General features: G+C 64.2%; 12 protein-coding genes. 8 read left to right on the top strand and 4 right to left on the bottom strand.

Going from position 1 to position 13,655, the window contains the following annotated elements; genetic code table 11:
- Positions 1-17: 17 nt before the first annotated feature.
- The 5 genes from K0B96_RS02310 to K0B96_RS02290 all read left to right on the top strand — a co-directional run bounded on the left by K0B96_RS02310 (position 18) and on the right by K0B96_RS02290 (position 6,202).
- Positions 18-836, top strand: a complete 819-nt coding sequence (locus K0B96_RS02310; protein WP_220163380.1) for a DUF6576 domain-containing protein — start codon at positions 18-20, stop codon at positions 834-836.
- A gap of 1,153 nt (positions 837-1,989) precedes the next feature.
- The gene (locus tag K0B96_RS02305; protein ID WP_220163378.1) at positions 1,990-3,123 is read left to right on the top strand and encodes an NAD(P) transhydrogenase subunit alpha; all 1,134 of its coding nucleotides are present in this window, start codon (positions 1,990-1,992) and stop codon (positions 3,121-3,123) included.
- An 88-nt stretch (positions 3,124-3,211) separates the two neighbouring features.
- The gene (locus tag K0B96_RS02300) at positions 3,212-3,529 is read left to right on the top strand and encodes an NAD(P) transhydrogenase subunit alpha part 2 (protein ID WP_220163376.1); all 318 of its coding nucleotides are present in this window, start codon (positions 3,212-3,214) and stop codon (positions 3,527-3,529) included.
- Entirely contained in the window at positions 3,526-4,962 is a 1,437-nt protein-coding gene (locus K0B96_RS02295) for an NAD(P)(+) transhydrogenase (Re/Si-specific) subunit beta (RefSeq protein WP_220163374.1), read from the top strand. Before K0B96_RS02300 ends, K0B96_RS02295 begins: the two co-directional genes overlap by 4 nt.
- Positions 4,963-5,050: 88 nt before the next feature.
- Positions 5,051-6,202 (top strand): trans-sulfuration enzyme family protein, encoded by a 1,152-nt coding sequence (locus K0B96_RS02290; RefSeq protein WP_220163372.1) that lies wholly within the window; start codon positions 5,051-5,053, stop codon positions 6,200-6,202.
- Positions 6,203-6,298: 96 nt separating this feature from the next.
- Here the strand turns inward: K0B96_RS02290 and K0B96_RS02285 are convergent, their stop codons facing one another.
- The gene (locus K0B96_RS02285) at positions 6,299-6,457 is read right to left on the bottom strand and encodes a hypothetical protein (protein ID WP_220163370.1); all 159 of its coding nucleotides are present in this window, start codon (positions 6,455-6,457) and stop codon (positions 6,299-6,301) included.
- Between the two features lie 101 nt (positions 6,458-6,558).
- Positions 6,559-8,685, bottom strand: coding sequence for a prolyl oligopeptidase family serine peptidase (locus tag K0B96_RS02280; RefSeq protein ID WP_220163368.1), 2,127 nt, complete (start codon positions 8,683-8,685; stop codon positions 6,559-6,561).
- Positions 8,686-8,880: 195 nt separating this feature from the next.
- Here K0B96_RS02280 and corA point away from each other — a divergent pair, with 195 nt between their 5' ends.
- The 3 genes from corA to K0B96_RS02265 all read left to right on the top strand — a co-directional run bounded on the left by corA (position 8,881) and on the right by K0B96_RS02265 (position 12,088).
- Positions 8,881-9,852: a magnesium/cobalt transporter CorA gene (gene corA / locus K0B96_RS02275; protein ID WP_220163366.1), complete on the top strand. Its 972-nt coding sequence runs from the start codon at positions 8,881-8,883 to the stop codon at positions 9,850-9,852.
- A gap of 115 nt (positions 9,853-9,967) precedes the next feature.
- Complete coding sequence (locus K0B96_RS02270; RefSeq protein WP_220163365.1) at positions 9,968-11,359, top strand: M20/M25/M40 family metallo-hydrolase; 1,392 nt, start codon at positions 9,968-9,970, stop codon at positions 11,357-11,359.
- Positions 11,360-11,443: 84 nt separating this feature from the next.
- Entirely contained in the window at positions 11,444-12,088 is a 645-nt protein-coding gene (locus K0B96_RS02265; RefSeq protein ID WP_220163363.1) for an HAD family hydrolase, read from the top strand.
- Positions 12,089-12,111: 23 nt separating this feature from the next.
- Here K0B96_RS02265 and K0B96_RS02260 read toward each other — a convergent pair whose 3' ends face one another.
- On the bottom strand, positions 12,112-12,579 hold the full coding sequence (locus K0B96_RS02260; protein WP_220163361.1) for a hypothetical protein: 468 nt from the start codon (positions 12,577-12,579) through the stop codon (positions 12,112-12,114).
- Between the two features lie 5 nt (positions 12,580-12,584).
- Positions 12,585-13,487: a VOC family protein gene (locus K0B96_RS02255; protein WP_220163359.1), complete on the bottom strand. Its 903-nt coding sequence runs from the start codon at positions 13,485-13,487 to the stop codon at positions 12,585-12,587.
- Positions 13,488-13,655: the final 168 nt, after the last annotated feature.

The following is a 13,655-nucleotide window of genomic DNA, read 5'->3' as shown; positions in this document are numbered from 1 at the left end:
CGCCCCGCGTCCGCGTCATGGAATTTTATTCATCAGAAGAACAGCAACCCGTCCTCTGGCTGGGCGGACGCGCCATTCACGCCGCCGTGTTCGTGGTGCTCGTCTTCGTTGCCTCGCTCCTCGTCACCACCGTGATGATGGCGGTCAACCGCGCCGCTCCCCTCGCGTGGCTCGATTTCAACAGCACCGCAGTTTTGCGCGGCCAAGTCTGGCGCGTAGCGACCTACGGACTGCACAACCCGCCCAGCCTGTGGTTCGTCATCGATATGGCGATGATCGTGTGGTTCGGCCGCGAGGTGGAACGCTTCTTCGGGCGCAACATCTTCCTCCTGCTCTTCGCCGGCCTCTATCTCGTCACACCGCTGGTCCTCACGCTATTCGGCCTCCTGACGCCGCTCGTTTTCTTCGGCGAGACCGGCGCCTTCGGCGTGTTCGTCGCCTTCGCCACGCTCTATCCCAACGCGCTTCTCATCTTCAACGTGTCCGCGAAAGTCGCCGCCGCGGTTCTCTTGGGCATCTACACCCTCATCTTCCTCGCGAATCATCAGGTTGCCGCGCTCGCGTCGTTGTGGGCCACGAGTGCCTTCGCCTTCGGCTTCATGCGCTACCAGCAAGGGCGTCTCCAACTGCCGCGCTTTCGCCCCCGCGCCACCCGGCCGCGCCCGGTGACGCCCACGCCCCCGCCACGCGACACGGCACAGGAAGAGCTCGATGCGGTGCTCGACAAGATCGCCCGGAGCGGCATGGCGAGTCTGACCGCCGCCGAGCGCGCGAAATTGGAAGCCGGCAGTGAGCGCCTCGCCCACCGCCGCCCCACCCCGCCGACCGCCCGCTGACGGCGGCGAGGCTCGTCAGGTCTCCGACGTCCGCGGCCAAACGTCGCGCGTGAGCTCAGCCGCACAACGTTAGCGGTTCTGGCTCTCCCTCCGCGCGTATAGGGCGTCCACACTTTTAGGCACCGGACAACAAGTTTACTGCCAAGGTGGGTTGAAAGGTAGATCTTGAGCGACGCAGCGAGAAGATCGCGGCTCAGGCCGAGCATACTATCGGCTGCGAGCTATGGAATTTCGAACAGTTGGTCGAACTCCCGACAGTAGTTCTCTTTGGTTACTACGCGGTGCTCCGCCGCGTCGGTTTCACGCTTGATGGAGCCTCTATCTGACTGCCGTCCGACTCCACACGCCGGCCGTCGACCCGGAGGAGAACGCCGTGACCTTTTCTTTCCGGCCGCTTGCATGAGGTTCGCATCTGCACGCGAGGAAAATAATTCGCAGGGTTCATCGGTCTGCGGGCGATCCTGCAGGACCACAACCGAGCGTAACGTTTGCCGCGCCCCCAACCCGTCGAGAGTCGTGCTCAGATCATTATCGCTGCGCTTTGCCGTGGCACGGTTCGACCTCCACCGACAAGTCAACCGCGACCGGGTGCCGCGCCTCCCGCGGTCTCGCGGCGATGCAGCTGCAGCGTCCGCCGTCCCACACACTCTTCCCCACAGGAATCCACCGATGCCGCAATCCGCCATTGCCAGCAGACAAAGCTGCGCGCCCGGCACGCCGACACCGATCTCCTCCTCGTCCCCGAGCCGCATGATTTGATCTTCGTCAAAGCAACATACGGAGTGCCCCTGGCGCACCTGCGTCGTTTGCCCGCGCGCAAGATCCAGCGCGTCACGGTATGCAGCCTGGATACGGATGCGTGTGTCATGGGCGTGATGTTTTCCCTCTTCGATGCGGACATCGTTTGTCATTTGAAGGAAGGCCTGTGCTGGCGCGGCCGGCCTGCACCGCGCCGCGATGCGCATTGTGCGCGCGCAGTTTCCCACGCCGCACTAAGGTTCGCGCGTCGAATCGCCCGCGGCGCCACGTCGTGGTCTATAAAGAACGCGCCCAACTCGCACATTTGGCAGGGAAACGGCGACTTCGGCATTGTCGCGCCGCGGAACGCTCGACACTTTCGTGGCACGCCGCCACGGCGCAGCCTCCTTTGCTTATGATTTGCTACGTCCCCGCCGAAAATGCCGGCCGCGAAACCCGCGCCGCCCTTACGCCTGCCACCGCTCAAGCGCTTGGCAAGCTGGGGCTCGAACTCCACGCCCAAGCTGGTCTCGGCCGCGCGAGCAACTATCCCGACGCCGATTACACTGCCGCTGGCGTCACGCTCACGAACAACGACGCCGCCGAGCTCGCCGCCGCCGATATCGTGCTCCGCGTGCGCAAACCTTCGCTCGACGAAATCCGCCGCATGAAACGTGGCGCGCTCCACGTCAGCTTTCTCGATCCGTTCAACGAGCCCGACCTGATCGCCGCGTTCGCCGCCGCCGGCATCAGCGCGGTCAGTCTCGAAATGATCCCGCGCACCACGCTCGCGCAGAAAATGGATGCGCTCAGTTCTCAGGCCAGCCTCGCGGGCTACGCCGCCGTGATCGAAGCCGCGCAACGCCTGAAAATGGCGCTCCCCATGATGATGACGCCCGCCGGCACCATCATGCCCGCGCGCGTCTTCGTAATCGGTGCCGGTGTCGCCGGCCTCCAGGCCATCGCCACTGCCAAGCGCCTCGGCGCGCGCATCGACGCTTTCGACACGCGCCCCGTCGTTGAAGAACAGGTCCGCTCGCTTGGCGCGAAATTCGTAAAAATCGACCTCGGCCAAACCGGTCAGACCGCGGGCGGCTACGCCCAGGCGCTCACCCCCGAGCAGATTGCGAAACAACAGGCCGGCATGGCCAAGATTTGCGCCCAGTCCGACATCGTCATCACCACCGCCAAACTTTTCGGTCGCAAGGCGCCCCGCGTCGTCACCCAAGCGATGCTCGACGGCATGAAACCCGGCAGCGTCGTCGTCGACCTCGCGGTGGAAAGCGGTGGCAACGTCGAAGGTTCGCGCTCCGGCGAAGACGTCGTCACGGCGAACGGCGTCACGATCATCGGCAATCCCAACCTCGAAGGCACCGTTGCATATCACGCCACCCAAGTGCTGGCCGCCAACTTTGCCGCGTGGCTCACGCATTTCTGGGACGACAAAGCCAAAACGCTGCACCTCGATCCCGCCGACGAAATCCTCAAGGGCTGCCTCATCACGCAAGGCGGCGCCATCGTGCATCCCCAATTCGGCGCCAAAGCCTGAGCCGGCTCGCGCATTTCTCGGCCGCGCTTATCGCCTCACCACTCCAACACACTGACCCGATCCCTTCTCGCACCTCCCCTTTTCCGTCATGGATATCATCACACTCTTCTTCATTTTCACGCTCGCCGGTTTCCTCGGCTTCGAGCTGATCGCGCGCGTCCCGTCACAGCTCCACACGCCGCTCATGTCCGGCTCCAACGCCATCTCCGGCATCACCATCGTCGGCGCCATCATCGCGGCGGGTGCGGATGACGGCTCGTGGATCACCACCGTCCTCGGCACGGCCGCCGTCACGCTCGCGATGATCAACGTCATCGGCGGTTACTTCGTCACCGACCGCATGCTCTCCATGTTCAAGAAAAAGGATCCCGCGTCCGCCGCCAAGAAAGGAGGCGCCTCGTCATGAACGCCGCCACCAGCGCCATCCTCATCAACTCGGCGTATATCGTTGCGTCGATCCTCTTCATCCTCGGCCTGAAAATGCTCGGCCGCCAGGCCAGCGCCCGCCGCGGCAATCTCATTTCCGGCGTGGCCATGCTCATCGCCATCGTGGCGACCCTCCTCGACCATCACGTCATCGACTTCCGCTGGATCATCGTCGGCCTCGTGGCCGGCACCGTGATCGGCCTCGCCTGCGCGTACTGGGTTAAAATGACCTCGATGCCCGAGATGGTCGCCCTGCTCAACGGCTTCGGCGGCCTCGCGTCGCTGATCGTCGGCGCCGCAGAGTTTTTCCGCATTCGCGGCGGCACCGTGCTTCCTGAGCGTCCGATCTTCACCAGCGCGACGATCTACCTCACGATCCTCATCGGCGGCATCACGTTCACCGGCTCCGTTTACGCCTTCTGCAAACTCGCCGAATGGCTCAGCGGCCGTCCGATTCTCTTCCGCGGCCAGCACATCGTGAACAGCCTTCTGCTCCTCGCCACGGTCCTCGCTGGCGTCGTCTACGTGATTTCGGGCGATCCCCAGATCCTGTTGGTCACGTTCGGCGCGTTCACGCTCCTCTCGCTCGTGCTCGGCTGGACGCTCGTCATGCCGATCGGCGGCGGCGACATGCCCGTGATCATTTCGATGTTGAACAGCCTCTCCGGCCTCGCCGCGTGCGCCGCCGGATTCGTGATCAACAACAACGTCCTCGTCGTCGCCGGCTGCCTCGTTGGCACGAGCGGCGTCATCCTCACCGCTATCATGTGCAAGGCGATGAACCGCTCGCTCACCAACGTTCTCTTCTCCGGCTTCGGCGCCGCGCCCGCCAAATCCGCCGGCGGCGAAGGCGAACACGCCACCGTCGAAGGCGAACTCAAACCCATCTCCGCCGAAGACACCTTCGCCGTGCTCGAAGCCGCGCGCCAGGTTGTCATCATTCCCGGCTACGGCATGGCCGTCTCGCAGGCGCAGCACGTCGTGCGCGAACTCGCCGAGATCCTCGAGCAAAACGGCGCCGAAGTGCGTTTCGCGATCCACCCCGTCGCCGGCCGCATGCCAGGTCACATGAACGTCCTCCTCGCCGAGGCCAACGTCCCCTACGAACAACTCGTCGAGATGGACGCCATCAACCCGCTCATGCCGACGATGGACGTTGCGATCGTGATCGGCGCCAACGACGTCGTGAACCCCGCCGCCGCGCGCGACAAAACATCGCCGATTTACGGCATGCCGATCATCAAAGCGTATGAAGCGCGCACCGTCATCTGCCTCAAGCGCGGCAAAGGCACGGGCTTCTCGGGTTTGGAAAACCAACTCTTCCTGCTGCCCAACACGCGCATGCTCTACGGCGACGCCAAAGGCTCGCTCCAAGGTGTCATCTCCGAATTCAAAAGCCTCGCCGCGAGCTGACCGCGCTTTGCGATGGACTCGCCTTTCACCATCGCGATGGGCGCGAGCGAGTGAGTTTCACAGCCGCCTCGATCTGCCCCCCTCACCCATGTCTGATTCTTTCCACCCCGAAACGCTCGCCGTTCACGCCGGTCGCCGCATCGATCCCGCGACTGGCGCCGTCACGCCCAACCTCACGCTTTCCACCACCTTCGAACGCGCCGCGGACGGTTCCCTTCCCCACGGGCTCAACTACACGCGCCTCGACAATCCCAACCGACACGCCCTCGAGGAGGCGCTCGCCGCGCTCGAGGGCGGACGCGAGGCCCTCGCGTTCGCCTCCGGCCAGGCTGCGACCGCCGCGCTGCTGCAAGCCCTTTCGCCCGGAGACACTGTCCTGCTGCCGGATGACATTTACCACGGCACCCGCGTGCTCGCCGAAACCGTCTTGGGCCGTTGGGGCCTGCGCGTGGTCACGGTGGATTTCACCGACTCCGCCGCCGTCGCCGTCGCGCTTGAACACACCGCCGCGCGCCTGCTTTGGATTGAAACGCCGTCCAACCCGCGGCTGAAAATCACGGACGTTCGCACGGTCGCCCGGCTGGCCCGCGCGGCGGGGGCGCTTGTCGTGGCCGACAACACCTGGGCGACGCCGATCCTCCAACGCGTGCTCGAGCTCGGTGCGCACGTGGCTCTGCATTCCACGACAAAATACATCGGCGGACACAGCGACGCGCTCGGCGGAGCGGTGATCTTCTCCGCCGATGCGCCGCCCGATTTCGTGGCCCGCGTGCGCGAAAACCAGCGCCTCGGCGGCGGCGTGCCTGCGCCCTTCGATTGCTGGCTTCTCCTCCGCAGCCTCGCGACGCTTCCGCTCCGCGTGCGCGCCCAATCCGCCACCGCCGCCCAACTCGCCGTCTGGCTCGCCACCGAACCCGCCGTTGCGCGCGTTTATTATCCCGGTCTGCCCGTGCATTCCGGCCATGCAATCAATGCTGCGCAAATGTCCAGTGGCGGCGCGATGATCTCGTTCGAAGTTCACGGCGGATTCGCCGCCGCCTCCACCGTCGCCGCGCGAGTGAAACTCATCACGCGCGCGACCAGCCTGGGCGGCGTCGAAAGCCTCATCGAACACCGCAAACTTGCCGAAGGCCCGCACTCACCCACGCCGGACAACCTCCTCCGTCTGTCGGTGGGCTTGGAACACGTCGACGACTTGCGCGCTGATCTCGCCCAAGCGATCACGGGCCTCGCGATGTAGGAGAATGAGCCGTGCGCGCCGCGCGCGGCTTTCCCCTTTCGTTCCGCCTGCGCATTCCACCTCCGCGGTGGGCGCACGCGGCTTTCCCATTCGCCTCTACAATTTCCGCCGCACTCCGAGGCCGAAGCGTTCGGCGAGCAGCAAGATGCCCGCGATCAACGCGAGCAAACCGTGAATCCAAGCCGGCAGCGCCAGCCCGAAGAGGACCGACAGACCGACGACGATAAGATAGAGCGCGAGGAATATATGTGCCATAGGGGTGGTGGTTACTCCGCCACCGACAGCAACTTCAGGCGTTGGCTCCCGTTGCAATCACACTTGGCCGACTGCGCTTGGCCGGCGCGCCATTCCCGGAGTCACTTCACGTGCTCCCACAAAAACGTATACGTGCGCGCCAGACGCGTCGCGAGTTGCTCGTGCGTCACGCTGCCATGGTGCCCGCCCTCGGTGTTCTCGTAATACTCCACGGCGTATCCCATCGCCTCCATCTTCGCCGCCATCTTGCGTGCGTGGCCGGGATGCACGCGATCGTCGCGCGTCGAGGTGTAAAACATGATGGGCGGCAACTTCATCCCCGGGCGCACATTTTCGTAGGGCGAATATTTTGAAATATACGCCCACTCCGCCGGCACATCGGGGTCGCCGTATTCGCCCATCCAACTCGCGCCCGCCAGCAGCTTTTGATAGCGCCGCATGTCGACCAGCGGATTGCCGCACACCACCGCGCCATACAGCTCCGGATGCCGCAACATCGTCGCCGACACCAGCAGCCCGCCGTTGCTGCGCCCCTCGATGCCGAGATGCGCCGGCGACGTGATCTTCGTCGCCTCGATAGCCCGCGCGACGGCCTCGAAATCCTCGAACGCCTTGTAATGATTTTCCTTCATCGCCGCGCGATGCCACGTCGGGCCGAACTCCCCGCCGCCGCGGATGTTCGCCAGCACGAACACCCCGCCGCGCTCCAACCACATTTTCCCATACGCCCCGTGCAATGCCTCGTAGGAACCGGAGTACGACGGCGTCAACGCGATCTCAAATCCTCCGTAGGAAAACATCCACACCGGATTCTTGCCGTCGCGCGCGAAACCTTTTTTCCCGACCACAAAATACGGAATCCGCGTGCCATCCGCCGACTGCGTCCAGTGTTGCTGCACCTCAAATCCGCTCGCGTCGAACGTCGGCGCCTCCGCCTTCACTTTGACCGGTTGCGACGCCTGGTGGCCTACATAGTACAAGGTCGGCGGCGTAAGAAACGACTCGTAGACGACCCACGCATCACCCGTCGTATCGTCCGTGCTGGTCACCTTTAATGCACCGTTGTCAGGAAACGGAATCGCCTCGCGTGTCCACTCTGTCGAGCCGCGGGTGAACCGATACAACCGCCCGCGCACGTTATCGAGCATCGTCACCCACACCTGCTGCGGTGTGACCGCCACGCCTTTCACCACTTCCTGCTCCGAGGGCGCGACGATGTCTTCAACGCGACCGTCGCCACCGCGCACCGCGGCAGGAGCCACGAGCACCACGGATCCGCTGCGATGCGTCACCCCAGCCACCGTCCAGTCTTCTTTAAGCACCACGACCAGCGCGCCGTGATAGCCGTCCACGACGTCCGCCGTCGCCGGCAGCGCGAGCGGCACGAGTTGCCCACCGATTAATTGCCAATGCTTCGTCGTCCAGAACGTCAGTTGCTCCGCCACCACATCAATATCGCCCGCTGGCGTGCTCAGCCGGCGCGCCGTCGCCGACAGGGAAGTGGCTGCGCCCTTATGCACCGTCGCTGCTTGCGACAACGGCGTGCCGCGGCGCCAAAGTTTGACGATGAGTGGATAACCCGAAGCCGACAGCGACCCCGCGCCGAAATCCGTGGCCACATATAGCGCGTCGCGATCCCGCCAGTTCACGCGCGACTTCGCGACCGGCAGCCTGAATCCGTCCGTCACGAACGCACACGTCCCGGCATCGAATTCGCGCCACTCCGCCGCATCACCTCCGCCCGGCGACAATGCGATGAGGCAGCGCTCGTTTTCCGGTGGCAGCCACACCACCCCGCCCAGCGCCCAGGGCTTGCCCTCCGATTTGGCGAGCGCATCGATGTCGAGCACGGTTTCCCACCGCGGCTCCGGCTGGCGAAACGCGTCGAGCGTCGCCCGCCGATAAATCCCGCGCGGGTGAGCGGCATCCTGCCAGAAATTGTAGACATAGTTCCCCCGCTGATCCACCTCCGGCAGGCGCGCCGGCGAGTTGAGCGCCGCGAGCGCGTCGCGATACAAATCGGCGTAAAGCGGGTCCTGCGTCAGGTGTTGCGCGGTGCGTTCATTTTGTTTCTGCACCCACGCCAGGGATCTCGGACTATCGATCTGTTCCAACCAACCATACGCATCGCCGGTTTGAGCGCCCGGCGCCTCGGTCGCCATTCCCTGAGTGACCATCAATGCCGCCACCGCCACGATGGCCCAACCCCGCCCGCATGAGATTCGCATTCGAGGTAAGTAAACTTCAGCCCTTTCGGCGCAATCCGGAAGCGTCCGCGCAAACCGGTGCAGACCTCGCCCCGTCCAGCCGCACTGCCCCGGGCGGCCGGCGTGCGTCACGATCGAATCCCGTCTTCGCCCGCCTCGCGTTTTTAGCTCCCCATCGAAACGATTTGTAGTTCAGTCGAACCGACCCCGCAGCGCATGATCCAATCTTTCGTCTTCAGTGATGGCAAACTTGCCGGCCGTGACCTCGAAATCGAGGCGCTGCGCATCGTGCGTGCGGACAAAGGCCTCGTGTTGTGGGTCGATCTCGAAAATCCGACGGACGAGGAAATCAAAACCATCCTCGAAGGCGTATTTCAATTTCACCCGCTCGCCATCGAAGACTGCATGACGCCGAGCTCGCTGCCGAAAATCGAAGACTACGAGGATTACCTCTTTGTGGTCACCCATGCGGTCGAGTTTACCCGCACGACGAAGTTCGCGACCATGGAAGTGGATATGTTTCACGGGAAGGATTACCTCGTGACTTTTCACCGCACGGCGGTGCCCTCCGTGACGATTATGCGCGACCGCATGACGAAGAACGCCGGTGTCATCGCGCGCGGCCCGGACCGTCTCGCGCACACGCTGCTCGATTTGATCGTCGATCACTATGGCCCGGTGATGGACGAACTTCGCAGCGAACTGGAAGAGATCGAGGAACGCATGCTCGCGCGGACGCCGGAGAAGGAATTCGTCAACGAACTCCTCCACGTTCGCGGTGATTTCAGCCGCTTGCGCACGATCATCCGGCCGCAGCGCGACATGATCGAAAAGCTCGCGCGCGGGGAGAGCAAAATGATCCGCCCCATCATGCTGCCCTATTATCGCGACGTCCGTGACAACCTCGCCCGGCTCGATGAAACGGCGATCAACTACCACGAACGCCTCATGCTCGCGTTCGACATCTTCCTCAACAAAGCGGCCTTTGAAGCCAATGAAGGCATCAAGTTTCTCACGGCTGTCACTGCCGTCACGCTCCCGGCGGTGATCATCGGCGGTTGGTATGGCATGAATTTCGCGCACATGCCTGAACTGCAGTGGCGCCATGGCTACCTCTACGCGTGGACTCTCATGCTGACGATGACCCTCGTGATGATTTTCTACATCAAGAAGAAGAAGTGGTTTTAAGATCTGCGATTCCACCGCGCGCGACGAGCCTGCGCCCGCACGAAATTAGGCGCGAATCGTGCAGCGCGGCGATTCATCCCTTGAACGTCGCGGCGCGCGTTCCGTAAATCGTCCGATGCGCCGCCTGCTGTGCCTGCTCTTCGTTTTCGCCGCCCAAGCCGCTCTCGCCGCGGACTCCACCGAACCATCGCGGACGACTCAGCAGGAAACGATTAACCGCATTTTCGCCGACGCGCTCGCGCATGGCTGCGCTTACGATCAACTGCGTGAGCTGGTCGCGCGTTATCCCGGCCGTCTGGGCGGCTCCTCGAACCTCGACGGGGCCATCGGCTGGGCTCAACACCAACTCACCTCACTCGGCGTCGATCGGGTTTTCACGCAAGACGTGACTGTGCCGCATTGGGAACGTGGCGCGCCGGAATCCGTCACGCTCCTTCGCCCAGGTGAACCTCCGGTGCCGCTCAATGCGCTCGCGCTCGGAGGCACCATCGCCACACCCGCGGAAGGCCTGACCGCGCCGGTCATTGAAGTGCGATCCCTCGCCGACGTCGAAGCGCTCGGACGCGAAAAAATCGCCGGCAAGATCGTTTTCTACAACCGCCCGATGGATCCGACGATCTTCCGCACGTCGACGGCCTACAGCCAGGCCGGCGACCAGCGCAATCACGGTCCCGCCCTCGCGGCCCGCTTTGGCGCCACCGCCGTCCTCGTGCGTTCTCTCACTCTCGCGCATGACGATGTGCCGCACACTGGCACGACCAGTTTCGGCGCGGGTCAGGAACGCATCCCCGCCCTCGCGCTGAGCACCCTCGCGGCCGACGTGTTGAGTGCGGCCTTGGTGCGAAACCCTGACGCCACCGTCCGCGTAGTCAGCCATGCGCGTCTCCTGCCCGACGCGCCGTCACACAACATCATCGGCGAATGGCGCGGCTCCGAACGGCCGGACGAAATTATTGTCGTCGGCGGACATTTGGATTCATGGGACGTAGCGCCCGGCGCGCACGATGATGGGACCGGCGTCGTGGCGGCGATGGAGGTGTTGCGGCTGTTCAAATCCCTTGACCTGCGCCCCCGCCATACGCTCCGTTGCGTGCTGTTCACGTCCGAGGAAAACAGCGGCAACGGCGGCAAACGTTACGCGCAACTTGCCCGCGTTTCGGGCGAGAAACACCTCTTTGCCATCGAGAGCGACAACGGCGGCTTCGCCCCCGCTGGCTTCAATCTTGGCAACCCCGCGGGCGATGCGCACGAACGCGCCGCCCGCTGGCGCTCGCTCTTTGAACCGTGGGGCGTGTGGCACTTTCAAAAAGGCTCCGGCGGCGCCGACGTCGGACCGCTCATCAAGGAGGGAGCGACGGTCGCGGGCCTGATGCCAGACTCGCAACGCTACTTTGACTATCACCACACCCGCGCGGATACGATCGACCACGTCAACCCGCGTGAACTTCATCTCGGCGCCGCCGCGCTCGCTGCCCTCATCTGGCTCATCGACACCGAAGGCTTGTGATGGCCGCGCGTCATCCGCCGTTTGTCCCCGCGATTTTCTTCTCAGCCTTGTGAACAACCTTCTGACCACACCACGGCCTGTGTCATGATCCGCGCCCTCGTCTTTGATTTCGACGGCTTGATCATTGATACCGAGACCGTCCTCGTCGAATCGTTCGGCGACGTGCATGATGCGCGCGACGTGCCCTTTGATCGCCATGCGATCGCTCGCACGATCGGCGAAGCCGATTTCACGTTCGATCCATGGCAGGCGTTCGGCGCCGACGTCGACCGAACCGCCCTGGAGGCGGACCGCCGGAAATTTCACGCCGCACGCGATGAAACGCAGCGCGTGCTACCGGGCGTTGTTGCGCTGCTCGAAGCGGCGCACGCCCGCGGTCTGCGCGTCGGCCTCGCCTCGAATTCCAGCCACCACCACGTGGAGTCGCGGCTTGAACGATTCGGCCTGCGCCGCTCGTTCGAATTCATCGCCTGCCGCGAAGACGTGAAGGCGCTCAAGCCCGCGCCCGACCTCTACGCTCTCGTGCTCGCGCAATTCAACGTGGCCCCTCACGAAGCCATCGCCTTCGAAGATTCCCACACCGGCACGCTCGCCGCCAAGCGCGCCGGCATCTGGGTTGTTGCCGTGCCTAATCCCTCCACCGCCCATCACGACTTCGCCCATGTGGATTTGCAGGTGCAATCGATGGCCGAGTGCACCCTCGACGCCCTCCTCCAACGTTTCGGCTGACGACCCTGCGCGCTGCCGCAGCGCTATTTCTTCTTCTGCGGCCGCTCGTGTTTTTCACGAGCCGGCTGAGGCGCCGGAGCAACCGGCCGCGGATTCGGGCCGGGATGTGGCCGGGGCACGTTGGGAATGCCGGGCAATGGCGGCCGCGGTGCGCGGGGCGCGGAAGGCGCCGCCACCGGTCCTGTGGGCAGATGCGCGCCCGGACGATCCCGTGGCGGCTCGAGCTGCGGACGCTGATGCTCGCGCCGATCTTCGTAGCGATCATGATCGCGATGGACAGTGCGGGGCCGGCGCGCGCCATACGCGGGAGGCGGCACAACGTAATACTCGTTATAATAAACCGGCGAATCATACAAATACGGATCCGGCAGGGGCTGAGAATAATAATACCCGCCGCCTCCGCCGTCGTAGCCGCTATCCGCAACACAACCCGCCGACGCCAGTAAGCCAGCCACGCCGAGTGCCGCCGCTCCGAGGGAAAAATATTTCACGCGCTTCACGGCGCACCCTCCTCTTCGCTCTCAGTTTCAAAGCTTCGCACCTGCACAAGGCCGATGGCCGCCCCGGTCGGGTCCGCAATAATCGCCACGCGCATGTTCGGCCGCGGATCTTTAGCGGCCAGGAGCGTGCTGCCGCCGAGCTCCATCGCGCGTTTCACCGCGGCGTCTACATCGGCCACTCTCACGAATCCCAGCCATGCCGGTCGCGCGCCGTCGTTGCTGGGCAGGGGCTGCAGACTCCCGCGCGCATAAGTACCACTGGCGAGTATGTAGTCGTTCGTTCGCACCGTTCGCGTATCCGGCACCACGTCGTAATCGAAAACCCGGGCATAAAACTGCCGCGCCTTTTCCGGATCGCTCGTGCGCAAACTCGCCCAGTTCCACTCTCCCTCCTCCGCTTGGAAATCCGGCCCATCCCCCCGATCTGTGTGGATCAATCCGATTACCGCTCCCTGTGGATCGACGAGCACCGCGCGGGGGTCGCGGCTCCCCACCGCCTCCGGCTTTAGCACCACCCTTCCGCCCTCCGCGGTCGCGCGCGCCACCGCTTGGGGCAGGTCGGCGACCGAGGCATAGAGGACCCACCGCGCATATTTCCCCGCGCGATGACGCGAGACGTGCCGGGCGATGCCCGCAACTGGCTCGCCGTCGTGCTGCAAAATGACATAGCGCTGCGCCTCGCCTCGACTCGTCATGCGCGTGGTCGGCGGCGCCGCTGTCCAACCGAACAGACCTGTATAAAACGCCTCCGCCGCGACGGGGTCGTTCGTAAAGAGATCCGCCCACACAAACTTTCCCGTCCGCCAGGTCGGGGCTTCGGGCGTCGCCGGAGACTCCTCCCCCGCCCGCACGCCCGCCGGCAGCCCCGCCGTCATTAACGCGGCTAACCCGGTCAGCATAAGACTGCGAACGGTGAGTTTCACTCCACGACTGACCCCAGCTTCGACACCCGGTTCGCGTAGCATCGCACACGTGGCGTCGAGGATTGGTGCTGCGTCCGGCAGCCCAGGACGTTCCCGGCGCCCGACCCATTTCCAAAACCTCAAAAACTGTTCGCCGCCGGTCAT

The sequence above is a fragment of the Horticoccus luteus genome, from assembly GCF_019464535.1.
Classification (GTDB): Bacteria; Verrucomicrobiota; Verrucomicrobiia; order Opitutales; family Opitutaceae; genus Horticoccus; species Horticoccus luteus.
This window is presented reverse-complemented; position numbering and strand designations above follow the sequence as displayed.

Excerpts from the sequence above, each read along its gene's own strand:
- K0B96_RS02280 (WP_220163368.1), bottom strand. The coding sequence starts at position 8,685 with ATGCGAATCTCATGCGGGCGGGGTTGGGCCATCGTGGCGGTGGCGGCA.
- K0B96_RS02255 (WP_220163359.1), bottom strand. The coding sequence starts at position 13,487 with ATGCTGACCGGGTTAGCCGCGTTAATGACGGCGGGGCTGCCGGCGGGC.
- K0B96_RS02270 (WP_220163365.1), top strand. The coding sequence starts at position 9,968 with ATGCGCCGCCTGCTGTGCCTGCTCTTCGTTTTCGCCGCCCAAGCCGCT.
- K0B96_RS02290 (WP_220163372.1), top strand. The coding sequence starts at position 5,051 with ATGTCTGATTCTTTCCACCCCGAAACGCTCGCCGTTCACGCCGGTCGC.
- corA (WP_220163366.1), top strand. The coding sequence starts at position 8,881 with ATGATCCAATCTTTCGTCTTCAGTGATGGCAAACTTGCCGGCCGTGAC.
- K0B96_RS02305 (WP_220163378.1), top strand. The coding sequence starts at position 1,990 with ATGATTTGCTACGTCCCCGCCGAAAATGCCGGCCGCGAAACCCGCGCC.
- K0B96_RS02265 (WP_220163363.1), top strand. The coding sequence starts at position 11,444 with ATGATCCGCGCCCTCGTCTTTGATTTCGACGGCTTGATCATTGATACC.
- K0B96_RS02285 (WP_220163370.1), bottom strand. The coding sequence starts at position 6,457 with ATGGCACATATATTCCTCGCGCTCTATCTTATCGTCGTCGGTCTGTCG.
- K0B96_RS02310 (WP_220163380.1), top strand. The coding sequence starts at position 18 with ATGGAATTTTATTCATCAGAAGAACAGCAACCCGTCCTCTGGCTGGGC.
- K0B96_RS02295 (WP_220163374.1), top strand. The coding sequence starts at position 3,526 with ATGAACGCCGCCACCAGCGCCATCCTCATCAACTCGGCGTATATCGTT.
- K0B96_RS02300 (WP_220163376.1), top strand. The coding sequence starts at position 3,212 with ATGGATATCATCACACTCTTCTTCATTTTCACGCTCGCCGGTTTCCTC.